This window comes from Nitrososphaera sp. (genome assembly GCF_013388945.1).
GTDB lineage: Archaea > Thermoproteota > Nitrososphaeria > Nitrososphaerales > Nitrososphaeraceae > Nitrososphaera.
This window is the reverse complement of record NZ_JACAEH010000004.1, coordinates 113,697-135,314: the sequence shown is the minus strand read 5'-3', so window position 1 is coordinate 135,314 and position 21,618 is coordinate 113,697. Positions and strand designations below refer to the sequence as shown.

Sequence of the window (21,618 nt, the reverse complement as noted above, 5' to 3'; positions counted from 1 at the left end):
CCAAAACCACACCATTGTGCAGCCGCAGGCCCTGCGCCACCCTTTGCCAGTACTTTGCCATCTGCATTTTTCCGCTATCTCGGTCGTACGTCTGTCAGCTTTTTTCCTTTGCCATCGTCATGCTGGCCCGAGGTTCCGGGGCTTTCGTTTCGCAGCGCATACTTTACGTCTGGCCTATTGAAAACAGTAGTCAAGCTTTGGAGCGCTGTTGCTTGTTTTGCATTGACCTACAATGCCTCTGGTTGCTGTCCTGAGAGCAGGCTAATCTGATAAGGACAAGTCTGGAACAAAGGATAAGCTTTTTCCTGTTTCTGGTAGAAAATTCGTCGAACGACTAGTATTATTATATAATTCTTTTAGATTCATGAGCTCATGAAGGGGTGGGCGATATGGCTAGCAGCGGTGCTGCTTCTCGCAGCCCTCCCCTTGGCTTCTCACATCCAGCCGGCTTATGCGGGATTCGGGACGCCCAAGAACCTCAGCAACAACACAACCGACTCGTTGCTGTCGTCCACTAAAGGCAACCAGCTAGCTTTTTCCGGCGGCAACGTCTACGCCGTATGGGAAGAAGCAGACGCAAACCACGACGTATTCTTTGCCAGAAGCATCAACAGCGGTGCGTCCTTTAGTTCGCCAGTAAACCTGAGCAACGACGCGAATCTGTCCATAAAACCACAAGTTGCAGTCGTCGGATCAAACGTATATGTCATCTGGCTTTCAGACCTAGGTGAGAGCGGCGAGGTCTGGTTTACTCGTAGCACGGACAACGGCACAAATTTTAACACTCCGGTCAAACTGAGCGGAAGTTCCGTCTTGGCAGACAACCCGCGCATAGCTGCGGAGGGGACCTACGTGTACGTCGCTTGGGATGACCCTACCGGCGGCAACCATGATATCTTTGTCATAGTTGGCACAGGAAGTGGTGCAACCTTTGGAACTCCTGTCAACGTCAGCAACGATTCAGATGAGTCCACTCTGCCTTCAATAGCGGCTGTAGGATTCAACGTTTATGTCGCGTGGAGGTCCTACGACGGCATCGACGCATTCACTTTTTTTAGAATGAGCACGGATAGGGGGTCCAGCTATGGTACCACGATGAATCTCGATGAAAGCAATGGAACCAGCGAGGGACCTGAAGTTGCGGCCACCGGCACCAACGTTCACATAGTGTGGCTCGACAATGGCCCCGGTAATGTTGACACCTTTCACGCGTTCAGCGACGACAGCGGCGCGACGTTTGATCTTCCCACAAACCTCTCATCTGATTCCGGGGATTCAAGCGAACTGACGATATTTCTTTCCGGGGACAACGCTTTCGTAGCCTGGGTGGACGACTCTTCTGGAAACGGCGACGCTAGGGTCGCGCTCAGCAATAACGGCTTTGTCACGTCGTGGAGCTCCAACTGGGACATCACCACAGGCGTTGCTGCCACTGCAAGGGTGGCCGCGTACGGGAGCACCGTATACCTGTTCTGGGAAGAGTGCGTCGGCGCTGTCTGCGACATACTCTACATGAAGGGAACACACGACGGCAACAACATGACGTTTGATGACACCGTAAACCTGACCAATGATGCTGCCAATTCTTTTAATCTACACGCTGCTGCATCGACTGACACGGTTTACATTGCATGGAATTCTGCCGCTTCGCCTGCCGAGGTGATGTTTGCAAGGGACCCCGACGTGTCGGCAAACGCGGGGCCAGACCAGAACACAATAGAGGGCGTAACAGTAGCGCTCAATGGCGCAGCAAGCACGGCGCCGGTCGGCGAAAGCCTGACGTATTCATGGACCCAGACTGCAGGGCCATCGGTGAGCCTCTCAGGAGCCAGCACGGCAAGCCCGACCTTTACCGCGCCGCAGGTGAGCAGCGCTACAACACTGACCTTTCAGCTCACTGTCAGCAGCGCAAGCGGCTCGAGCCAAGACACGGTGAACATTTCTGTCAACGATATGACGGGCAAGCTGAACCTGAGCAATAACGCAGGCGATTCCTTCCTCCCCAGCATCGCCGCTTCGGGCACCTACGTCCACGCGGTCTGGTACGATGACACTGCGGGAGATTTTGACATCATGTATGCAAGGAGCACCGACAGCGGCACGTCGTTCAGTGCGCCGGTAAACCTCAGCAACGACAGCACGGATTCCACGATTCCCTTTGTCGTGGCAGTCGGCAGCGTCGTCTATGTTGTGTGGGAAGATTATACGTCTGCAACAAACCACGAAATACTCTTCAAAAAGAGCACAGACAACGGGGAAACGTTCAGCTCGGCAGTGAACGTCAGCAACGACTCAGATTTTTCCATCATCCCGCACATGGCCGCTCTGGGCACCAATGTTTACGTAACCTGGCAGTCCGGGGTAGCCGCGGAATACGAGGTATTTTTCTCAAGGAGCACCGACAGCGGCGCCAGCTTCAGCGCATCTGCAAACCTGAGCGGAAACCTTGGCACCTCAGAGCTTCCAATCGTTTCGGCATCGGGCACCAACGTCATTGTGGCATGGACAGACAACACTCCCGGCAACTTTGACATCATGTATGCAAGGAGCACCGACAGCGGCACGTCGTTCAGTGCGCCGGTAAACCTCAGCAGCAACTCGGGCTCTTCGGACTGGCCCTGGGTGTCTTTTACAGGCTCAAATGTCTACTTGGCATGGCAGGACGATACATCTGGAAACGACGAGATCATGTTTTCCAAAAGCACCGACAGCGGCGCCACGTTCGGCTCGGCAGTAAACCTCAGCAGCAACTCGGGCTCTTCGCTTGACCCCTTTGTCACTTCGGCCGGCAGCAGCGTTGCTGTCACGTGGGATGATGCGTCCTCGCCTGCTGAAATACTGTTCCGCCACAGCGCCAACAGCGGCTCCACTTTTGATGTGAAACTCAACCTCAGCAAAAACACCGGCGATTCAACGGTCCCCGAGGTGGCGATATCTGGGAATACCGTATACGCAGTCTGGGAAGACCTTTCTGCCGGTGGTCACGAAATTTTCTTCACAAAGTTCACGATCCCCGGCGCTGTTGCAGACCAGCTGGGCTTTTCAGACAGCACAACAGCAATGAAAAACAGACAGCCGGTAGCAAACGCAGGAGCAGACCAGACAGTTGACGAGGGCAACTTGGTGACCCTCAACGGGGCGGCAAGCTCCGACCCTGATAACGACGCGCTGGCTTTTTCGTGGACGCAGACCGGCGGCCCGGCAGTGGCGCTGTCAAGCGCAAGCGCCGCCTCGCCCACGTTCACCGCCCCGACGATAACCTCTACAGTCACCCTGACATTCCGGCTGGTGGTGAACGACGGCAAAGCCAACAGCGCCCCGGACACCGTAAACGTTACAGTGAACGACAGGAAAGGCACGCTCACGATAAAGAAGGTGCTTCAGAGCACGACCAATCTGCTTGAGGGCGCGCGCTTTACCATAACTCCAAACCCGTTCACCCTCACGTCTTCGCTTGTGGTGCAGGACGGGATGCCGGAGGACTCTAACACTACAAACGGCGTCATACTGCTCAACAACGTGGAATTTGGCACCTTTGCAATTGAAGAGACCCAGGTCCCGGCCGGCTTTGCAAGGGTGGTCGAGGAGATAACTGCAAGCGTGCACGCGACCCAGCAGTCGCCAGTCGTCATCTTTGAAAACATTCCTACCGGTCAGGTGGTAGAGCAGACCCTTGAAATCCCTGCGCCTGACCTGACAAGTGTCGAGTTCAACAACTTTGTGCTCCGCGGGGCGGCCGTCAACAACACGCCTGTCCAGACCGTGAACGACCTGCCGCAGGGACTGCTAGTCCCGCCCGCGGAGGTCACCACACTTCCGACAATCTCTTTTGCAGCAGAAGCGCCTGCCAACTCCTCCATACAGGACTTGAAGTCGGCCTACACCATCCCCACATACGGCTCGCCGGAGCAGAACCTTGTTACAAACAAGGTGTACATCATCCCGCCAATCGTAATCGGGCAGCAGGGCTCTGACAACAAGTTCGTCATGACGCCAGTCTTGGAAAAGACACTGCCGGGCATGACGGTCCTGTTTGACAGCCTGACCCCGACTGCAACAGGCTCGGGCCAGCTCAAGAACGTAGAGATGACCTTTACAAGCGCCGGCTCGGTGGACAACGCCGCGTTCAGCGTCGGCGTGACAGACACCGTCCCTTCAGGGACGCCTGCCCCGCCCACGTCGATACTGGAAACGCCTGCGATGTTTCTGACGGTGGACTTTGCCGGCGACTTTTCAGGCACCAACTTTTCCAGCCCGTCGGCGTTCCAGGGCTCCCCCAAGGTGAGGGTTCTGGTCGACAGGAACCTGAACGTCGACAAGCTGTCAGACGGATGCCCCGACGTCTCGCTCTTTTTCTTTGACGAGGGCCTGAACCAGTGGACCACGGTAACAAAGCCCACTAGGGTGCCGTCCCTTGACACAGGCCAGTACTGCGGATACGAGCTTGAGCCCGGACACTGGTCCAAGTTTGCAATCGGCGGCGTCAAGATAACCGCAAACGTGCTCCAGAGCATCATCCCCGGAGCCGGCGGCGGAAGCACACCCGGCTCGTCCAGCTCATCTGCGGCGCCTGTCAGCTCTGGCAGCAACGTGAACACGTCCGTGTCAGTAGGCGGCAAGACGATAGGGCTGAGCTTTGCCAGCATCCAGGCGACCGGAAACGTGAGGGTGAGCGTTTCTACACCTTCACAGATGCCCGGCATATTTTCATCGGTCTCTGGCAGCACTGGCAAGGTGGTAGTTGCAGGCAGCCAGGGAAGCACGCCTTATGCAACCGTGGGCACGGTCTATGAAATCGACACTTCCGGCGTCACGTTCTCCGGGCCTATCGAGATTGTCATACCGTACGACCCCTCGCTGCTCCCGCCGTTTGCGCAAGAATCAGAATTGCGGTTGCTGCACTACACCGGCGCAGGGTGGGAGGACGTGACAGTAAGCGTCGACACTAATGCAAAGGTTATCAGGGCAAAGCTCACCTCGCTTTCGCCGGTCGTCGCGGCAGTGATAGACGACGGCACGTACCCAGACTCGTACTTTGAGGCCTATCCTCTGAAGAAAATGTCAATCGTGTCTGACAAGCCGCTGGCAAGCAAGACTGCCGAGGGAAAAATCGCCCTGTCAACGACGGTAAAGAACGCGCAGAGGCTCTCCCAGGACTACGCGGTGATAATTCAGGTGCTTGACAGGGCCGGCATCACGCAGTACGTCCACGTATCGACGGGCACGCTTGAAAGGGGCGCCGAACAGGAGGTCTCTGAAACAATAGACCTTCGCCGCGGCAACTACACAGTTCTGGTGATGGTCTGGAGCGGCGTCGACTCTCCGTGGCCCCTGTCAGACGCCTTCCAGAAAGCGCTGAAGGTGTGACCTCTTTTGGCCGAATAACTTTATCTGAAAGCGGGATATAGTACGCGTATCTTCACGCTTGACAATCCTTTCCAACCTCAACCTCATCCATGCCAATTTCTTCTTCGTTGACATAGTCGGCCTCTCGGACCCTGCGATGTCCACCAAGACCCAGATCAAAAAGATAGAGACGCTGAACAAGTGCATCATGGAGTGCGCCGCCTTCAAGGAGACGCCGAAGGAGCTGATGCTCGTGCTCCCGACAGGCGACGGCATGGCAATAGGATTCTTGCAGGGGCCCCAGTTCCCGCTGCAGCTTGCAATAGAGCTCCACAAGCGCCTTGCGCAGTACAACCGGGACAAGATCCCCTCGGAAACCGTGCGGGTTAGGGTGGGGATGCACGCAGGCAACGTGTTTGTTGTAAACGACGTGCTTGGGAACAAGAACGTCTGGGGACCGGGCATAATAATTGCAAGGCGCGTCATGGACCTTGGCGACGACGGCCACATACTTGTGAGCACCAGGATGGCAGAGGACCTTCGCGAGCTTTCAGACGAGTACAAGAGGATGATAAAGCCTGTCCACGACTATTCCATAAAGCACGGGCAGGCGCTTTTGCTCTACTCTGCGTACGGAACCGGCTTTGGCAACCCCAGGCCGCCGGTGAAAGGCTCGTTCCAGAGGAGCAAGATGGGCAGAGAAGCGTCGCGACTGGTAAAGACTGCATTATACCCGTTTGTGCAGGTGGATATGACTCTGAAAAACTCCAAGACGCAGCTCATGCACTACAAGCGGACCTACGAGATAGAAAACATCTCTGACGACCCGATACACCACGTCCTGCACGGCATAACTTCCGACGTGGACAAGACGTTTGACGAGCTGAACATCAAAGTCTACGACGACCACGGCCACGACCTGAAGATATCGAGCATCAGCATCGACAAGCCGCGGCAAAAAGAGTTCACCACACTCTTCAACACGCCGGTGGAAAAAGGCGAGCGCAGCCGCTACGTCTTGGAGTACGACGTGGAAGAGCCTGAAAGGTACTTTGAAAACGCGTTTTTGGTTGCGTGCGGCAAGTTTGCCATCGCCATGGACTACCCCGCCGGCATGAAGGCGCCAACCGTTTACGAGGTGAGCCTCGAGACGGAGGCGAAAAAGAAGACCAGCGTGCAGCCGGCAATAACAAAGGCCGGCAGTCGCAATATCGCAAAATGGTCTCGGAAGGAGATGCCCCCGGGCCTGTCGTACAGGTTCGAATGGTAAGTCAGGTGACAGTCAGCAGGGGCGCCTTGCGGAGGCAGGACCGGATCTTGGCCTCCCTGTACAGCTCGTCTGCCTCCTTGTCGTACGCCTCCACGCCGTATCCAACCCCGTCGTCATACATGACCTGAACGCCGCACCTCTTGATGCCGTTTGCCATGTACTTGATATCCACCTCTATGCTCTTCACGCTGTGCGCCGGGTGCTCTTCCTGCTCCCTGCCGTCAAGGAGATAGAGGAACGCGTCTACGCTGTTACGAAACACTTTCCCCGCCTCCCTTTATCTGCAGCACAAGAGCCAGCTTTTTCCTCATCTTGCCGTACTTGCCCGAGCTTGTGAACGACACCAGATGCCCGCACTTGCCGCACCGGGCCTTCTTTGGGTGCGCCAGGTCAAGGAAGTACAGCGGCACGAGCTTGCAGACGGAGCACCTATAGTGCGTGAGGAACAGCCTCTGGACCGGGCTCATCGCGCTGTAGCTGAGCCCGAGCTCCTTGCAAACAAGCCTTGCCTTCTCGTCGAGCAGAGTGCTCTGCAGCGCATGCGCCGGCCTGTCCAAAAACAGCCCGTCCCCGTCCCGCACATAGCGCGATTCGAGCGTTTCACCGATCCGGAATGACGACATGCCCTATAGTTCGCAGATGCAGATGATATTGGTTGGTAAAATGCAATTGCGCAATCTACTGCGGGCTTTGGCCTAGTAGCAACGGCATATTAGCACTAACAACGCTGCAATAGTTTTCATAATGCAAGAACATGGATGTAATTCTCTATCGGCATTCAGACAAATCCAGAACTAATATCAAAATATCTTTATTATTTTACAAATTTTACGTGCGCAGCTGGGTCTGCTAGAACGTGAGAAAGACTTCCTCGACCGGCTCCCTCACGCCCATGGCCCGCACCGACTTTTCAAACTCGCGCTTGCCGTCAGAAACCAGGATCTGCAGTTTCCCGCTCCCGCTCTTCTTTGTCATCCTGTAGAACTTCAAGAATTTCCTCACGTCCTTTGCGACCATCTGCGCGGGGTCGACGAACCTGACTGTTGGCAAAAGCGCATTCAGGTAGCGCTTGACAAAGGGCAGGTGCGTGCTTGAAAGCGTGATGACGTCTATCTTTTCGTCGGCATCGTCGCCGAGCACCCTTGAAATCACGTCAAACGTCCTGCGCTCGTCGGTCAGGTGCACTCCCTGCTCCACGAGCTGCACGATGGGCGACGCGTTGAACTTTGTAACAAGGATGTGCTGCGGCACCTCCTTCCTTATCTGGGCTTCAAGCTCCTTGCTGTTCACTGTGCCGGCAGTCGCAAGTATCCCGATGTGCTTCTTCTTTGTCATCCTTGCAGCCTCTTTGAGCGGCGGCCTGACGCCAATTACCGGGACGTCTGTCACCCTCTTTTTTACCTCTTCAAGCACCTGCACCGACGGCGTGTTTGACGCAAGGACTATGAGCTTTGGCTTGAACCTTTTCAGGTAGTTTATAGTGTTAAAGACTATCTCGTAAAGCTCCTTGTGCGACATGTTGCCGTACGGAAAGTGCGCCCTGTCGGCAAAGTACAGCAGGTCCTCTGCAGGAAGCTCGCGCCGAAGCTCCTTGATTATGGAAAGCGAGCCTATGCCGGAATCAAACACGGCTATCGGGTTGTTCGTCAACTGTGATGCTATCTATCAAATAGGGTATAAACGTAGATCAATAGTCCCTTAGCGCGCCGCGAATCTCGTGCAAGAGCCCGTCAAGCTCGTACGGCTTTTTCACCATGACCATCAGCATCGATTTTTTCCCGGCCGGCGTGTCAAAGAGCAGTATGTCAGAGTCGTCGTACCGGCTCAGGTTGTAGTGGAACTTGCCGAGAAAGCCTTCGTGCGCCCGCGCAAGCGCAAGTATCATGTGCCTCTGCACCACGACGTTGTCCATCTGCTCCGGCGACGGAGTCCTGACGCCCCTTCTGGCCTTCCACTGCACGATGCTTCCGTCGTGCACAAGGAACACTGCCTGGACGTTTCGCATCTCCCCTATCTTCTCGCAGAGACCATTTTTCCCGGCCATGGCTGCAGTTAGCAATCTTTGGCTGGAGTATGAGATAAGAATTTTCCCGGATTGCGTGCATACATGCAGGGTTTTCTGGGGCAAGAAAGCTGGGACCGTTTAAATATTAGGCTGACCTAATTAGGCATGCCTAATTTCCAGGAAGACTGGCGTTGGCATCTACCAGCAAGTTTCCGACTGGTATGCAGCGTGAGACCACTGTGGTCGCACTGCATATCAGTTGTAAACCAGCAAGTCTCAAATCACCTCCCGCCCGGAACAAAAGCCGGGCGGGCCCTAACCACTTAAAGCTCGTTTTTCCTTATCCTGTCGACAAGCGAGCCGGGCTTGATGTCATTTGGGGCGACAAACTCTACGCCGTCGACTGTGGCATAGGCCGGCATCACGTCGAATTTTTCGGGCTTTGTCAGGTCGTGCCAGCCAAACTTGATGAACGTGCGCCCGCCCAGCGTCTCTTTGAACCTGCGCAGGCTGCCGAGGCTTGAAAACGACCTGTACAGGACGTAGTTTATCCTGCCCTCGTCCATTTCAAGCGGGTAGGCGATAAACTCGTACTTTTGCTCGTGCTGCACAAAGACGGCGTGGAACGCCGGCCGGCTGTCGGCAACTCTTGACCATCCCTTTTCGGCGTTGTGTCGGGAGTCAAAAATCGGCGCAATAACGCTCTGCCTTTCGTCTCCAAAATAGCCGATTCCAAGAAACTCGGAAAACCTGACCATTGGAGCAGGCAACGCAAGCATTTGACGTTTTTCAGTATATTATCGCTGCACTACGCGATTGCCTTTCTGTCATGTTCACACCTGCCAAAAACTTCTTTAGCAAGCGACTTCTCAAGTAGATACCCCTTGGAGGGCACAGGTCTGAGAGACAGCAAGAGAGAGCTAAAGCGCATAGAGTGGAGCATAGTCCGACGCATAATCATCATCCTGCAGTCCAGCCCCCGGATGAAAAAGACCCACCTTGCCATGAAGTCTGGCCTTGGCTATGACAAGTGCATGCTCTACCTTGCCTGGATGGACATGCTGGACCTCATCAGGAGGGAAAAAGACGAGGAAGGCTTTCAAGTCATATCCTTGAGCGAAAGCGGGATGAATCTTTACCGGACGCAGTTCACCGATGGCGCGGCAGCACTGCTTTCATCAACCTGACATAACATTGTAGCTTGGAAAAGTTACTCACTTTTCCAATGAGCATTGGCAAGGTGAGCCAGCTTTATTTCATTTTCAACCGTCTGTCACTTCCGATGACGCAATATCTTACGTTCTCAAGCACGATGCTGCTCTCGCTCTTGCTGGTGGGGGCAGTCTTTGCGACAGCATTTGTCCCGAGGAACGCAGAAGCGCAGAAATTCTGCGGGCCGATGGACATAGCCATAGCACTGGACGACACCGGAAGCATGGGCGGCGCAATCGCCAACGTCGTAGGGTCGCTGCCGACCATCATAGACCAGGCGCAGGCAGCGTCGGGTCCTGACGGCATGCCGGACACGGCAGACGACGACCTGCGTCTTGGATACATAACATTCAAGGACGACGTGACGGTCCACCACGAGCTGACAATCAGCCTTGCCGCGGTTGAAGCATCAATAGCTGCCACGGTTGCAGGCGGCGGAGCCGGCCTGCCAGAGGCATCAGACGAAGCCAAGAACACGGCAATCAACAATCTGGCTGCAAGGCCGGGACAGACAGGCGACTTTGACGAGCCGTGGAGGGCAGGGGCAGTGAACATCCTCATCCTGATAACCGACGCCCCGCCAGGCGGATTTGACGACGTCACCGACCCGGCAGACGTTGCCAGGATGCACGACGTGGCAGTGACTGCGGCCGGCCTTGGCATCAGGATATCCGACGTGTTCGTCCCGACAGCCGGCGACTATGCGGGCCAGGCAGCCATACTTGCAGACGACGCCACGACAAGCGGCGGCGTGTTCATAACAACTGCTGCCGACGGCACGGGAACTGCTGACGCAATCCTTGCCATCATAGAGACCTGCGGAACCGCAAACGAGGAGCCTGACTGCAGCGCAGCGGCGCCAAGCGTTGCCACTCTGTGGCCGCCGAACCACAAGATGCAGAGCGTGACCATCGAAGGCGTGACTGACGCAGACGGCGACGAGGTGACAGTCACCATAACCGGCATCTTCCAGGACGAGCCCACAAACGGCCTTGGCGACGGGGACAAGTCGCCTGACGGCGCGGGAGTTGGAACGGGCACCGCGGAAGTAAGGTCCGAGAGGTCTGGCACCGGCGACGGCAGGGTGTACCACATCATGTTCAGCGCCGACGACGGAGCAGGCGGCTCGTGCACCGGCGAGGTGCTGGTGACAGTTCCGCACGACCAGAGCGGAGCTGCAGCAGTAGACCAGGGAGCGCTGTTCGACTCGACGGTAGCCTGACCTCCCCTCTTTCCTTTTTCTATTTCAACCCTGCACGGTCCCTGAACCAGACGTACACCGGTATGAGCGGGTGCGTGCCCAGCTCTTTCTCGCTCTTTTTGTTGTAGCAGACCATAACCATCCTGCGGACAAGCGCGGCCCTGATATCTGCCGTTAATTCAGCTTCTTTCAGCGGACCGTACAGGCCAAAAAAGTGGTCCTGCCTGTAAAAGGCGACGTGCTGCGCAAAGCAGTCCGCGAGAACTGCGGGGTCGCCTGCAAGCCTTCCAGTTCCATGCTTTTTCTCGACTGCAAGCTGGAGCCCGCGGTTTACAAACTTGCTCCTGATGTATTCGGGGTCAAGCATCGCCTTTGAGCTGTTCCTGTACCTGTCGACATCGGCTGACACCTGTTCAGCCGTGCGCCCGGCAAGCTCCGTCGCCTCCTTGACATCGGCGTCGGTCACGCCGCCTGTTTTCCCGTACAGGTACATCACACACATCGTTTCGCCTTTTTCGATGAACGGGAATCCCCGCCTGCCTGCCACAAAGTCGGATATGCGCGCCGAGATGTCGTCGGGGAGCACCATTGCCATGTGCGAGTCGGCGACTATCAAATATGGAAGAAGAATAGCCAACATGTTTATAGTCCTACCCGTATTGGAACCCTGTGTCGCAGATAGACGGGAATAAAAAGATCTACATCATCGTGCACGGCAGGCGCGACCTGATAGAGCCGGTCAAGGCCAAGCTCGCAGCCGCCGGCTTTAGACAGGAAAACATGGTGCCGGCAAGCCTCGACAAGGCCGGCGACGCCGGCGAGTACGTCGCCATGCTGTGGCCGCCGATGGCCGCGACCGATATAGCTGTGAGCCAGATAACCGGGCCGGCGCAGGCGGGCCAGAGCCGTGGCATGGGCGCCTGGGGCTCTGTGGCGATGAAAGAGGTAGCCAAGATACCACTAAAGTAGTCGTTCTCCTGCCGCCGCTTTTTCGAGACGGCGCTACCTGCGCATCGCGGAGAGGATTTTTCTTTTTCCGCGCGTCTCTCAAGCTTTCGCCGCGGCGGATTATCCTAGACGGAAGCTCTAGAAAAATCTGGTACCGGCGCGCGTCTCATGGTCACTGTAATAAGCTAAGCTTATGGTTTAGCAGATTATACACCCGGAATTAATAACGCAAATCTTCATGCGAAGCCATGACCGGGTTTGAAAAAAACTGGAATAACCAGAGCAAGGTCAGCACAAGCGAAAAGCTGAAGGAGGCTCTCAAGCCGCAGGGTCCGCTCAAGCCAAGGATCGAGACCGCGGTTAACAAGCTTCACCTTCAGACCTCAAAATTAGAGACAATGATAAGCAAGATGAACGAGAAGGACGCCGCACTATTCCGGCGCGTTGTCGAGGCCACGCAGAGGCACGACACGGACGCGGCAAAGGCGCTTTCAAACGAGCTTGCCGAGGTCCGCAAGATCTCAAGGACGCTCAACTCCGCCAAGATGGCGCTTGAGCAGGTCCAGATGAGGCTCAGCACGGTGCACGACCTCGGTGACGCGATGGTGGCGCTGGGCCCGGCGATGGCCTCGATAAAGGGCCTGAAGCCAGGACTTGCGCAGTTCCTGCCGGGAGCAGACGGCGAAATAAGCAACATGCAGAACATGCTCGGCGGCGTGCTTATGGAGTCGCTGCAAGGGACCACACCCACCTTCGACCTGAACACAGGCTCGGGAGCAGACATTGACCAGATAATGCAGGAGGCATCGGCTGTCGCGGAGCAGAAGGTGAACGACAAGTTCCCTTCAATCCCGTCGGCAGGCTACGGCCTGTCGGAGGAGCACCAGCAGTAGGTGGTCGGCGTGGCATCAAGAGCAGGCGTAATCGCAATATTTGCAATGATCGGGTTTGCAGTCGGGTTCTTTGCGTACCTGGCCTCGCCCGTCGTCGGCCAGGCGCTTCTGGCACTCATCCCGACGCTGTCAGTCGACCCGAGCATCGTGTTTGCCATGATAACGGGCGCCGCAGGCGCGCTGGTGAGCACGGTCACCGTGACTGCGTGGGCCAGAAGGGCCTAGGCCCCCGCTTTTTCTTCTTTTATCCCTGCACGCTCTATCTCCGGAAATATCTTGCCCGTGATTATCGACCCGATGTCGGCGCCGGGCTCAAACGCGACAAGCAGGTAAAGCTTGTCGCCCGGGTTGCCGCCGCCTTTCAGCGGGACAGTAGCTCGCGCAAGCCTCTCGTAAACAGAAAGCGAGTAGCGCAGCCTGCCGTTTACGGGCTCGAAATCCTCCCTGAGCGCCGCGCGCAGGACCGACCTGAGCGAGTGGAGCTCCTCCTCGTCGTTCCGCATGTGGGCAAGGCCGGCCCTGTACGAGCTTCCGAGGATCCTGCCAAGGCCGTTTGCGGCCCGCACCGATCTTATGGCGCCGTCGCAGGAAATGACGCGCTGGCAGAAAAGGTCAAAGTAGCCATCCATCAGGGCTCAAGCTCTTTTAGCATCGGGCCTGTGATTATCGACGCCGCGGGCCCAAGCATCGCATAAAGCGCGGCCTCTACCTCCTCCAGCGTGGCGCCTTCCGGGTTCACGCCCCTCTGGGAAATGTGGTAGAGCACGACCTTTTTCGATGATTCGCCGAGGACGTCAAGGGACCTAGCAAGCGCATCCATCACGCGTCTGTCAAGCATGTAGGTCATGGGGCTAGTTACTGGGACGGCTGGGATAATTAAGGCGCGCCCATGTTGACTACAGCTTTCACTTGTCTGCCTTTCTGTAGCCGTGCGTAAAGCCTGCGTCGTACACCTTTGAATACTCGTATTTCTTGGGCGCTATCACGTCGCCGACGATTATGAGCGCCGTCTTGATTATCCTCTCCTTTTTCGTCTTTTCGGCGATGTCGCCAAGTGTGCCCTTTATCACCTTCTCGTCGTCCCACGTCGCCCTGTACACGACTGCCGCCGGCGTGTCCTTTGTGTAGACGCCCCCTTTCAAAAGTTCCTTTACAACGTCGTTTATCAGGTGCACGCTCAGGTAAAACGCCATTGTCGCGCCGTGCTTTGCAAGCTCTGCAATCGACTCCCTCTCGGGGACCGGCGTGCGCAATTCCGCCCTTGTGATGATGAGCGTCTGCGTGACGCCCGGCAGTGTCAATTCAAGCTTCAGGTCGGCAGCGGCGCCAAGGATCGCAGTCACGCCGGGCACAACCTTGCATTTTATGCCGTCTGATTCAAGCTTGTCTATCTGCTCCCTGATTGTGCTGAAAAGCGCAGGGTCGCCATCGTGGAACCTGACTGCCAGCTTGCCCTCAAGGGCAGAGTCGCGCAGTATCTGGTAGATCTTCTCCCGGTCAATTACAGCGGCGTCGTAGAGCTTGGCGTCTTTCTTTGCGTATTCCAGGTTCTTTGGGTTGAACAGTGAACCAGAGTAAATTATGACGTCTGCCTGCTCGACCAGCTTTTTGGCCTTGAGCGTTATGAGCTCGGGGTCGCCAGGTCCGGACCCGACAAAATACACCGTCTTACTTTCTGGCATTTTTCTTTGCCACCATTATCGCAAAGTACTTTTCCGCCGGCCCCTTCCTGCCCCGCTGCTCCGCAAGCGTGGTCTGCTCGAGTATCTCGCTCTGGGGGACAGAGATGTCCTGCGCGACTGATATCGACGCGTCGTCGGGAAATCCTGCCTGCCCGAGCATGTCGATCACGCTGTCAAAGTACCGGCCGTCCTTGAGAAATATCACCGTGTCGCACGCGCCTGCCGCCTTTTTTACGCGCTCCATGTCGTAGCACGCCGGCACTATTGCCACCGTCTCGTCGCCCTCTGCCAAGCTTATCCCGGCCTTGTTGGCGATTGCAAAAAGCGACGTGACGCCGGGCACCACCTCTATCTCGATGTCAGGGTGGTCGCTTCTCAGCTGGCGGTGGATGTATATCCAGGTGCTGTAGAGCGCCGGGTCGCCGACTGTAAGGTATACGACCTTCTTGCCGGCCCGCACCGCCTCTGCTATCTCGGCGGCGTTTCGCTTCCAGTAGTCCTTGAGCGACTCTTTGTCTTTTACCATCGGGAACACGAGGCTTGCAGTCTTTGTTGACTTGTCGACGTACTTTTCTACGACTGAAAGCGCGATGCTGGGCTTGCCCTCTCTTGCAGTTGGCGCAAATATCACCTCTGCACTTTTTATCAGGTTCACGGCCCTGACCGTGAGCAACTCGGGGTCGCCGGGGCCGCAACCGACGCAGTAAAGCTTCATGAGGACTGCTCACGCTTGCAGCAATTTATAATATTCTACTTGCAGAATGCACGTTTGGACCGGGATAAATGCTCAAAAGCGCGATGAGCGAAAAACATGTACTTGGCTTCAGAACGCGGTCCTGTCATAGCCGGGCTCGCAGTGGGCGCGGCATTTGTCATCATGTTTTCCGTATTTTCCAATGTCGGCGCATGCGGGGCTCCGGGTCTGCAGATTTCTGCGCCCGACTTGGAAAGACAGGTGGGATATTCCTCGATGATACTGTACGGGACCGTGATGAGCGCAGAGCTGCGGCCGGCGGACTGGCGGCTGGAAGGTGCGGATCTGCGCTATGTTGTCACCATATCTGCTGACAGATACCTGCTGGACGAGACAGGAGAACACCGGCCTACAGTCACATTCTCCGAGTATGGGTTCGGGTGCGCCTACCCGTTCAGGTCCGAGGTGTTTGTGGACAACTATTATGCAGTGGAACACAAGAAAGGCGAAAAAGCGCTATTCTTCGTAGCAAAAACTGAAGGTTTTCTGGGGACGCTTGAAGGTGACTGGACTTCCTTTGCGCTGTTTGACAAGTTTGTCTTTGTAGGCGAGGACGGCGAAGGAAGCAGGCTGCTCCAGAGCAAGTGGTACAGGATTCAGGGAATAGAGCCGGTGACCGAGCAAAATCTGGAAGCAGAAATCAAAGCCCTTTTCTGACTGACTACGGAAACAGCTGCTCGCCAGTATACCGGTCGATAATCTTGATGGCCTTTGTGGGGCACGTCTGCGCAGCCGCGTATATGGTGTCAAGGTCCGCGCCGGTTTCAGATTCAACACGCGCCTTTGGGTTTACGCGCTTGTTCTTTTCCACCACAAACACCTTTGGCGCAAGCGTCTCGCACGATCCAAAGGCCATGCAGAGCGACGGCTCGACAATAACGTGGAACCTGCTCTTTGGCGTCTCGATGAACGTGGGGCCGTAGTAATAGTCAGTGTCCTTCTTGACCGTCTTGACGCGCTCGGCCCTGTGCTCGTGGTGTTCCTGCACATGCTCGCTCATGTCATAAGCAGGCTCGGCCTGCTCTTTTGCGTCTGCAAAGCCGGTCTTGTCGTACTGGGCGCGCTTGTGGTCGTCTGACAACACTTCGTACGCCGCGTTTATCTTTTTTATCATGTCCTCCGCGTACGCGGTGCCGTTCCTGTCAGGATGGTATTTCCTTGCCATCTTCCTGTAGGCTTTTTTAATCTCGTGGTGACTCGCCCTTTCAGAGACGCCAAGCGTGGCATAGTAGCCCTTGCTGTCGGCCAACGCAACATGATCGTCGGTCAGAACTATTATGTCTTGTTCCGAATCACATTAAAAGGGCTCCCTATCCACAAAAAGGCGTGGAATCAGGATTTGACGATTTTACAAAGGCCGGATTTGCGCGCCTTCTCAAGCATTTCGAGACAAACACGGACGACGTTGTCAAGCTTACAAAAGCCTTTGCGCTTGCAAACAGGGCCCACCGGGGCAAGTTCCTCGACGAGCCGCACATAGACCACTCGCTGCGCGTCGCGCTCATCATTGCAGAGGAGTTCCAGGTGCGCGACGTCGAGCTTGTGGCCGCCGCGTTTTTGCACGACGCGCTTGAAAGCGTGTCTGAAAACGACGTGAAAGAAGAGTGCGGCGACAGCATAGCAGGGATTGTCCGCGCCACTGCAGACCCAAAGCAGGGTTCTGGCCTTGACGAATACTACGCAAGGCTTGCCAAGGAATCCAAGGGCGCAAGGCTTGTAAAACTTGCCGAGCAGCTGGACATAGCGCGGCTTATGAAAAATCATGCCCACCGCGAAAAAGCGCTCAGGTTCAAGGAAGACGCGCAAAAGTACGCCGTCCCGCTTGCCCAGAACACCGACGAGCGCTTTGCGTTCAAGCTCTCAGTCGCACTGTACGAGATCAAGTAGCCACGCAGCGGCCGTCAGGGCCCTGCTTGTGCTTTCCCCAGTGCCTGTGGCAGCCAACAAGCCTGTGCTCCGTACAGCCGCATATCGGGCAGCGCTTTATCTCTTCCATGCACTAGATACGCAGCTCCCGTATTTCACAATATGTGCATCATGCCGCCAGACACTACCGTGACAAACTCGACGCCGCCAAGCTCCTTTGTCCTTGCAATAACTGCGTCCATCCACAAACTATCTATGCCCTGACTCCAAATAGTCACCTTCTTGTAGTTTCTCTGGCCGCCGTGGAAAAAGCCGACGCACTCCTCGACGGTGATGTTTGGATATTTCTGGCTCACGTCTTCTACCACCGACGCGGCCTCGACGGGGACATAGAGGATGGTGAGGGTCGGGAAGGGTATGGGGCCGGCGGCTTCCGTGTCGTCGGACATCACAGGCACATCTTTTGGCGCTTATATCACAGTTTCGGGCCAGCAAAGGTTAATTCATGCACCGTTTCAATCCTTGCAATGTCAAACAAGATCAAGTGCTCGCACATACTGGTGCAGAAGCAGAGCGAGGCCCTTGCCATACTCGAGAGGCTGAAAAAGGGCGAGAGCTTCTCCAAGCTTGCGCAGGAGCTTTCAATCGACAGGGGATCGGGCAAGCGCGGGGGCGACCTCGGCTACTTTACAAGAGGCATGATGGTCAAGCCGTTTGAAAACGCCGCGTTCAAGCTCGAAAAGGGCCAGATGTCAGAGCCGGTGAAAACGGAATTTGGATACCACATAATCAAGAGGGTTGACTGATGGATGCCGGGCTTGAAGAAGAGCTGTACGATCTCCTGACGCGGTGCATACAGCAGCCAGAATCGCGCGAGCTTGCAGCAAGGAAAAGCAGGGTCGTCGAGATAGGAAAAGAGCTTGCAGCCGACGGCGGCGCGGACGCTATGGAGAACATGTTCTTTGCGATAGAGAACCGCATACAGGGCGAGATAGGCGCCGACGCGCGTCCCTACCGGTCGTGGTGGAACGGCATCGCCGGCGAGTGGAAGTACTAGACATCGGCGTACATCGAGAACTCGTGGGGGTGCGGCCTCACGGTGACCTCCACGTGCTCTGCATGCGCGTGCTCGATTATCTTTTCTATCGTCAGGTCGTCGAACACCGGCTTTAAGAACGCGTTGTCGCTGTCAAGCGCCTCGTACGCGTCGCGCAACGACGCGGGCAGCTGCTTTATCCCAAGCTCGCGCCTGCGCTTTGGACTCATCTTGAATATGTCCTCCTTGACCGGCTCGCCCATGTCGCGCTTTTTCTTGATTCCGTCAAGGCCGGCGGCCATGATGGCCGAGAACGCAAGGTACGGGTTGCACGACGGGTCAGGCGCGCGGAACTCTATGCGCTTCATGTTTGCAAACTTTTTGCCCTTGTAGTGGGCCGGTATCCTGATGATCGCGGACCTGTTGCCGGTGCTCCACGCCACGTAGACCGGCGCCTCGTACCCGGGCACGAGCCTGCGGTACGAGTTTGTAGTGGGCGCGATTATTGCGGCAAGGGCCTGCGCGTGCTCCATTATGCCTCCGCCGAAATACCGCCCCGTCTGCGACAGCTCCGCATAGTCGTCGTCTGGGTCGTAGAACAGGTTCTTGCCCTTGTTCCAGAGGCTGACGTTGACGTGCATGCCGGAACCGTTGTCAAGTGCAATGGGCTTTGGCATCATCGTCGCTATCATGTTCCTCTTTTTCGCTATGTTTTTCACGATGTACTTGTAGCTCTGCACGCCGTCGGCAGCGTTTGTCAGAGTGTCAAAGCGGATGTCTATCTCGCACTGGCCTGCGGTTGCGACCTCGTGGTGGTGCGCGTCGCAGACAATGCCAAAGTTGTTTGCAAGCGCGTCAACGCACTCGTTTCGGTATTCCATGAGCGTGTCGCCCGGCGCGCTTGGCAGGTAGCCCTCTTTCAGCCTGAGCGCGTAGCCGACGTTGTCTGTAGACCACGGGGCTTCTTTCGAGGTGATGTGGTAGCTCTGCCCCTGGTACGGCGTCATGGTGTTGACCTCTATCTTGTCAAACACGAAAAACTCTACTTCGGGCCCCCAGTACGACGTGTCGTACCCCTGCTCTGCGGTGTAGCGCTCGGCCTTTCTCGCAAGGCCCCTCGGGTCGCGGGGAAACACGTCGCGTTCTGCGCCGCCGCTCAGTATGTCGCAGATGAGCCTTGCAGTCTTGTGCTCCGGCTCTATCCACGGTATTATTGCATAGGTAGCAGGGTCGGGCCTTATTATTAGGTCAGACTCGTGGATTTCGGTAAAGCCCCTGATGGACGAGCCGTCCACCTTGGGCAGGCCGTCCTCAAAGTCTTCTATGCGGAACATCTTGGCGTCCATCGTCGTGTGGTGGAACCTGCCAAAGAGCCCGGTAAACTGGAGGTCGATGAACTTGATGTCGTCGTCCTTGAGCCGGCGCATTACTTCCGGGGCTGTGAATGTAAGCGGCACGATTCTTCCGTCAATCAGTTTATAAGGCAACCTGGCTAACCTCTCGCAGTAGGACACGGAAACCCTCTACTTTAAGGTTATTCGCAGGGAAAAAAATTGAGTGAACAAAATGACGGCGGCATTTCTCTGAAGGATGTAGGCGAGCTCTTGCGCCGGGAAGTCGAGTCTTCCGGCCTGCAGGAAGTCGAGCCGGACATCTACCAAAAGATAGCGTCGTCGCTTGGCAGCCTGAAGGGCCAGGGCTTTGAAGGGATGGAAGCCAAGGTGCGCGACAGGATAGTGGAGCTGATGTCGTCGTCCGCGCGGCTTTTAGTGGAAGTCAGGCAGAGAAAGGCCCAGTCAGGCGCCGAGCAGCTAGACTATTCAAGGCTCACCGACGAGGAAAAGTATGTGCTTGACGGCAAGAACGAGTCTGCAAGCCGCATGGAAGAAGTCGTCGAGGCCGCAAGCAGGGGCAGGCCCAAGGTGCTCGAGGCAATATCTGCAAGGATGCGCGAAAAGCGCATCATAGTGCGCTTTGTAAGGCCGATGGAGCAGTTCATCGGAGTCGACATGACCAAATACGGCCCCTTCCAGCAGGAAAACGTCGCCACCCTTCCTTTAGAGAACGCCCGCTCGCTTGTCGAGGCCGGCGTGGCAGTCCAGGTGCACGCCCATCTGTAAAATTAAATACCGATAAAGAGTAATGCAGCACGCTTGTCGCACAACGGCGTCGACATCATTGACTTTGTGCTGTACACGGTCTACCCGACGGCGGCGTTTTTCGCAGTTGGGCTTGCCGCAAAAAAGACCGGCATGAAGCAGCTTTACACCTACATAATCCAGGCAGCCGTGTGCTTTGCGTTTGCGGCGGCGTACTTTGCGCTGATTCCACTTGGAGGCGCGCAAGGGATAGCGATAATCCTTGCCATGTTTGGCGCGCTGTTGCTCTTCATGGCCCGGAAGCAAAAATTAAAGGCCGAGCCGCAGAGCGCATAAATTTCAGCTTTTCAGATCTAGTTTTGCACGTTCTTGAATAGCGTCGCCGTTTTCCAAAAGCTTTGCAAATATCCTGATCGATCCCGTAAATATCTGGAGTGCGATAGTAACGCCATGCAGTCAATGCGCAAAGTCGCACCAATCAGGGACTCGGTCAAGTCAGGGATAGTGGCAGGCCAGGCGGCAGCGTGGGCGATATTTGGCGTGTTCCTTGCAATCGACTCGGCGCTTTTGACCCCGCCGGGCACGTTCTACAAGGTGATAGGCATGGCCCTCGGCCAGGGCCCTGCAACCGACGTCTACGTAGGCTTTGTCATGCACATGGTGACTGCCACCGTGATTGGCATCATCTACATGACAATCTCAGACCGCGTGAGGGCACTCTACATAAGCTCGGTCTTCAAGGGCCTGGCGACGGGGCCGATGACAGGCGCCGTGGTGTGGGCGGTGCTGTTCTTGCCGCTGCACTTTGGCGTTATTCTGCCGATGCTCCAGGCGATGGCGCAGGGAGCCACATCTGCAGACTTTACTATTGCCGGCCAGCTTGCAGAGATATCAAGTGCCCAGCTTGCAGCAAGGCTCGTAGAACTGTCAGGCACGATTGTGGCCGGCGCGCTTGCCATGCACATCCTTTTTGGCTGCGTGCTCGGGTTCCTCGGGAGGCTCGGGACATCTTCAAGGGAGCTGCTCGGGTAATCCGGGCAGCTGTTTTTTCAAATATTCGACGAGTTCAGCATGCGGTTTGAAAGCTCTATCCTGCTGTCCATGAGCCCGTCTATCCACCGGCGGAACTCTTTTTCTGCCACGTCAAAAGAGCAGTTGTTGGCGCTCATGTACTTTTGCACGAACTTGACCTTTGTCCAGAGGTAGGCCAGCTCGTCGCCGTCGTCCAGATCCATCGAGAGAAGTAATCGGCTCTTCAGTACTTAAGCGTTGCAAAAGAATATTACGGCGCAAGCAAATCCGTACG

The 21,618-nt window shown here is 56.1% G+C and carries 28 protein-coding genes; 14 read left to right on the top strand and 14 right to left on the bottom strand.

Features of this window, described 5'->3' with window-relative positions:
- Positions 1–372 precede the first annotated feature (372 nt).
- A complete protein-coding gene (locus tag HXY31_RS02380; RefSeq protein WP_292639209.1) occupies positions 373–5,367 on the top strand; it encodes a SpaA isopeptide-forming pilin-related protein in 4,995 nt (1,664 codons plus the stop codon).
- A 58-nt stretch (positions 5,368–5,425) separates the two neighbouring features.
- On the top strand, positions 5,426–6,616 hold the full coding sequence (locus tag HXY31_RS02375) for an adenylate/guanylate cyclase domain-containing protein (protein WP_292639207.1): 1,191 nt from the start codon (positions 5,426–5,428) through the stop codon (positions 6,614–6,616).
- Between the two features lies 1 nt (position 6,617).
- On the opposite strand, the gene HXY31_RS02370 is transcribed toward HXY31_RS02375, so the two are convergent.
- The 5 genes from HXY31_RS02370 to HXY31_RS02350 all read right to left on the bottom strand — a co-directional run bounded on the left by HXY31_RS02370 (position 6,618) and on the right by HXY31_RS02350 (position 9,391).
- Positions 6,618–6,878: a hypothetical protein gene (locus HXY31_RS02370; protein ID WP_292639205.1), complete on the bottom strand. Its 261-nt coding sequence runs from the start codon at positions 6,876–6,878 to the stop codon at positions 6,618–6,620.
- Complete coding sequence (locus HXY31_RS02365; RefSeq protein ID WP_292639204.1) at positions 6,868–7,239, bottom strand: hypothetical protein; 372 nt, start codon at positions 7,237–7,239, stop codon at positions 6,868–6,870. Before HXY31_RS02365 ends, HXY31_RS02370 begins: the two co-directional genes overlap by 11 nt.
- Positions 7,240–7,465: 226 nt before the next feature.
- Positions 7,466–8,266 carry a glutamate racemase gene (gene murI / locus HXY31_RS02360; protein ID WP_292639202.1) on the bottom strand — a complete coding sequence of 267 codons (801 nt, stop codon included), beginning with the start codon at positions 8,264–8,266 and terminating at the stop codon, positions 7,466–7,468.
- Positions 8,267–8,303: 37 nt separating this feature from the next.
- Positions 8,304–8,621 (bottom strand): hypothetical protein, encoded by a 318-nt coding sequence (locus tag HXY31_RS02355; protein WP_292639200.1) that lies wholly within the window; start codon positions 8,619–8,621, stop codon positions 8,304–8,306.
- Positions 8,622–8,944: 323 nt separating this feature from the next.
- Entirely contained in the window at positions 8,945–9,391 is a 447-nt protein-coding gene (locus HXY31_RS02350) for a hypothetical protein (RefSeq protein WP_292639198.1), read from the bottom strand.
- 114 nt (positions 9,392–9,505) lie between these two features.
- Here HXY31_RS02350 and HXY31_RS02345 point away from each other — a divergent pair, with 114 nt between their 5' ends.
- Positions 9,506–9,808, top strand: coding sequence for a hypothetical protein (locus HXY31_RS02345; RefSeq protein ID WP_292639196.1), 303 nt, complete (start codon positions 9,506–9,508; stop codon positions 9,806–9,808).
- Between the two features lie 95 nt (positions 9,809–9,903).
- A complete protein-coding gene (locus tag HXY31_RS02340) occupies positions 9,904–11,055 on the top strand; it encodes a vWA domain-containing protein (RefSeq protein ID WP_292639194.1) in 1,152 nt (383 codons plus the stop codon).
- A 19-nt stretch (positions 11,056–11,074) separates the two neighbouring features.
- On the opposite strand, the gene HXY31_RS02335 is transcribed toward HXY31_RS02340, so the two are convergent.
- Complete coding sequence (locus tag HXY31_RS02335; protein WP_292639192.1) at positions 11,075–11,650, bottom strand: hypothetical protein; 576 nt, start codon at positions 11,648–11,650, stop codon at positions 11,075–11,077.
- Positions 11,651–11,703: 53 nt separating this feature from the next.
- Between HXY31_RS02335 and HXY31_RS02330 the strand changes: the two genes are divergently transcribed.
- The 3 genes from HXY31_RS02330 to HXY31_RS02320 all read left to right on the top strand — a co-directional run bounded on the left by HXY31_RS02330 (position 11,704) and on the right by HXY31_RS02320 (position 13,100).
- Complete coding sequence (locus HXY31_RS02330) at positions 11,704–12,003, top strand: hypothetical protein (protein ID WP_292639190.1); 300 nt, start codon at positions 11,704–11,706, stop codon at positions 12,001–12,003.
- Positions 12,004–12,230: 227 nt separating this feature from the next.
- On the top strand, positions 12,231–12,875 hold the full coding sequence (locus HXY31_RS02325) for a hypothetical protein (RefSeq protein ID WP_292639189.1): 645 nt from the start codon (positions 12,231–12,233) through the stop codon (positions 12,873–12,875).
- A 9-nt stretch (positions 12,876–12,884) separates the two neighbouring features.
- A complete protein-coding gene (locus HXY31_RS02320) occupies positions 12,885–13,100 on the top strand; it encodes a hypothetical protein (RefSeq protein ID WP_292639187.1) in 216 nt (71 codons plus the stop codon).
- On the opposite strand, the gene HXY31_RS02315 is transcribed toward HXY31_RS02320, so the two are convergent.
- From HXY31_RS02315 to cobI, 4 genes are read right to left on the bottom strand one after another with little or no spacing between them, the layout of a single operon-like run.
- Positions 13,097–13,504: a hypothetical protein gene (locus tag HXY31_RS02315; RefSeq protein WP_292639184.1), complete on the bottom strand. Its 408-nt coding sequence runs from the start codon at positions 13,502–13,504 to the stop codon at positions 13,097–13,099. The genes HXY31_RS02320 and HXY31_RS02315 overlap by 4 nt on opposite strands.
- Positions 13,504–13,722, bottom strand: coding sequence for a hypothetical protein (locus HXY31_RS02310; RefSeq protein ID WP_292639182.1), 219 nt, complete (start codon positions 13,720–13,722; stop codon positions 13,504–13,506). Before HXY31_RS02310 ends, HXY31_RS02315 begins: the two co-directional genes overlap by 1 nt.
- A gap of 58 nt (positions 13,723–13,780) precedes the next feature.
- On the bottom strand, positions 13,781–14,557 hold the full coding sequence (gene cobM, locus HXY31_RS02305) for a precorrin-4 C(11)-methyltransferase (protein WP_292639180.1): 777 nt from the start codon (positions 14,555–14,557) through the stop codon (positions 13,781–13,783).
- Entirely contained in the window at positions 14,544–15,272 is a 729-nt protein-coding gene (gene cobI / locus HXY31_RS02300) for a precorrin-2 C(20)-methyltransferase (RefSeq protein ID WP_292639177.1), read from the bottom strand. Before cobI ends, cobM begins: the two co-directional genes overlap by 14 nt.
- Positions 15,273–15,374: 102 nt before the next feature.
- Here cobI and HXY31_RS02295 point away from each other — a divergent pair, with 102 nt between their 5' ends.
- Entirely contained in the window at positions 15,375–15,968 is a 594-nt protein-coding gene (locus HXY31_RS02295) for a hypothetical protein (RefSeq protein ID WP_292639175.1), read from the top strand.
- 4 nt (positions 15,969–15,972) lie between these two features.
- Here the strand turns inward: HXY31_RS02295 and HXY31_RS02290 are convergent, their stop codons facing one another.
- Positions 15,973–16,560: a DnaJ domain-containing protein gene (locus tag HXY31_RS02290; protein ID WP_292639173.1), complete on the bottom strand. Its 588-nt coding sequence runs from the start codon at positions 16,558–16,560 to the stop codon at positions 15,973–15,975.
- A gap of 77 nt (positions 16,561–16,637) precedes the next feature.
- On the opposite strand from HXY31_RS02290, the gene HXY31_RS02285 reads away from it, so the two are divergent.
- Positions 16,638–17,198 carry an HD domain-containing protein gene (locus tag HXY31_RS02285; protein ID WP_292639170.1) on the top strand — a complete coding sequence of 187 codons (561 nt, stop codon included), beginning with the start codon at positions 16,638–16,640 and terminating at the stop codon, positions 17,196–17,198.
- Positions 17,199–17,332: 134 nt separating this feature from the next.
- Here HXY31_RS02285 and HXY31_RS02280 read toward each other — a convergent pair whose 3' ends face one another.
- The gene (locus HXY31_RS02280; protein ID WP_292639167.1) at positions 17,333–17,626 is read right to left on the bottom strand and encodes a hypothetical protein; all 294 of its coding nucleotides are present in this window, start codon (positions 17,624–17,626) and stop codon (positions 17,333–17,335) included.
- Positions 17,627–17,704: 78 nt separating this feature from the next.
- Between HXY31_RS02280 and HXY31_RS02275 the strand changes: the two genes are divergently transcribed.
- Positions 17,705–17,983 carry a peptidylprolyl isomerase gene (locus HXY31_RS02275; RefSeq protein ID WP_292639164.1) on the top strand — a complete coding sequence of 93 codons (279 nt, stop codon included), beginning with the start codon at positions 17,705–17,707 and terminating at the stop codon, positions 17,981–17,983.
- The gene (locus tag HXY31_RS02270; RefSeq protein WP_292639162.1) at positions 17,983–18,234 is read left to right on the top strand and encodes a hypothetical protein; all 252 of its coding nucleotides are present in this window, start codon (positions 17,983–17,985) and stop codon (positions 18,232–18,234) included. The genes HXY31_RS02275 and HXY31_RS02270 overlap by 1 nt, the downstream gene beginning before the upstream one ends.
- Here the strand turns inward: HXY31_RS02270 and glnA are convergent.
- Positions 18,231–19,700: a type I glutamate--ammonia ligase gene (glnA, locus tag HXY31_RS02265; RefSeq protein ID WP_292639159.1), complete on the bottom strand. Its 1,470-nt coding sequence runs from the start codon at positions 19,698–19,700 to the stop codon at positions 18,231–18,233. The two genes, HXY31_RS02270 and glnA, sit on opposite strands and share 4 nt — an antisense overlap.
- 66 nt (positions 19,701–19,766) lie before the next feature.
- On the opposite strand from glnA, the gene HXY31_RS02260 reads away from it, so the two are divergent.
- From HXY31_RS02260 to HXY31_RS02250, 3 genes are all read left to right on the top strand, one after another.
- Entirely contained in the window at positions 19,767–20,333 is a 567-nt protein-coding gene (locus tag HXY31_RS02260; protein ID WP_292639156.1) for a hypothetical protein, read from the top strand.
- Positions 20,334–20,366: 33 nt separating this feature from the next.
- Positions 20,367–20,648 (top strand): hypothetical protein, encoded by a 282-nt coding sequence (locus HXY31_RS02255; protein ID WP_292639153.1) that lies wholly within the window; start codon positions 20,367–20,369, stop codon positions 20,646–20,648.
- A gap of 114 nt (positions 20,649–20,762) precedes the next feature.
- Positions 20,763–21,344: a hypothetical protein gene (locus tag HXY31_RS02250; RefSeq protein ID WP_292639151.1), complete on the top strand. Its 582-nt coding sequence runs from the start codon at positions 20,763–20,765 to the stop codon at positions 21,342–21,344.
- A gap of 17 nt (positions 21,345–21,361) precedes the next feature.
- Here the strand turns inward: HXY31_RS02250 and HXY31_RS02245 are convergent, their stop codons facing one another.
- Entirely contained in the window at positions 21,362–21,547 is a 186-nt protein-coding gene (locus HXY31_RS02245) for a hypothetical protein (protein ID WP_292639149.1), read from the bottom strand.
- Positions 21,548–21,618: the final 71 nt, after the last annotated feature.

What these genes read in the sequence shown, in the direction of transcription:
- HXY31_RS02365 (WP_292639204.1), bottom strand. Translation starts at nt 7,239, where the DNA reads ATGTCGTCATTCCGGATCGGTGAAACGCTCGAATCGCGCTATGTGCGG.
- cobI (WP_292639177.1), bottom strand. Translation starts at nt 15,272, where the DNA reads ATGAAGCTTTACTGCGTCGGTTGCGGCCCCGGCGACCCCGAGTTGCTC.
- HXY31_RS02380 (WP_292639209.1), top strand. Translation starts at nt 373, where the DNA reads ATGAAGGGGTGGGCGATATGGCTAGCAGCGGTGCTGCTTCTCGCAGCC.
- HXY31_RS02250 (WP_292639151.1), top strand. Translation starts at nt 20,763, where the DNA reads ATGCAGTCAATGCGCAAAGTCGCACCAATCAGGGACTCGGTCAAGTCA.
- cobM (WP_292639180.1), bottom strand. Translation starts at nt 14,557, where the DNA reads ATGCCAGAAAGTAAGACGGTGTATTTTGTCGGGTCCGGACCTGGCGAC.
- HXY31_RS02340 (WP_292639194.1), top strand. Translation starts at nt 9,904, where the DNA reads ATGACGCAATATCTTACGTTCTCAAGCACGATGCTGCTCTCGCTCTTG.
- HXY31_RS02355 (WP_292639200.1), bottom strand. Translation starts at nt 8,621, where the DNA reads ATGCGAAACGTCCAGGCAGTGTTCCTTGTGCACGACGGAAGCATCGTG.
- HXY31_RS02280 (WP_292639167.1), bottom strand. Translation starts at nt 17,626, where the DNA reads ATGTCCGACGACACGGAAGCCGCCGGCCCCATACCCTTCCCGACCCTC.
- HXY31_RS02270 (WP_292639162.1), top strand. Translation starts at nt 17,983, where the DNA reads ATGGATGCCGGGCTTGAAGAAGAGCTGTACGATCTCCTGACGCGGTGC.
- HXY31_RS02315 (WP_292639184.1), bottom strand. Translation starts at nt 13,504, where the DNA reads ATGGATGGCTACTTTGACCTTTTCTGCCAGCGCGTCATTTCCTGCGAC.
- HXY31_RS02245 (WP_292639149.1), bottom strand. Translation starts at nt 21,547, where the DNA reads ATGGATCTGGACGACGGCGACGAGCTGGCCTACCTCTGGACAAAGGTC.
- HXY31_RS02325 (WP_292639189.1), top strand. Translation starts at nt 12,231, where the DNA reads ATGACCGGGTTTGAAAAAAACTGGAATAACCAGAGCAAGGTCAGCACA.
- HXY31_RS02310 (WP_292639182.1), bottom strand. Translation starts at nt 13,722, where the DNA reads ATGACCTACATGCTTGACAGACGCGTGATGGATGCGCTTGCTAGGTCC.
- HXY31_RS02275 (WP_292639164.1), top strand. Translation starts at nt 17,705, where the DNA reads ATGTCAAACAAGATCAAGTGCTCGCACATACTGGTGCAGAAGCAGAGC.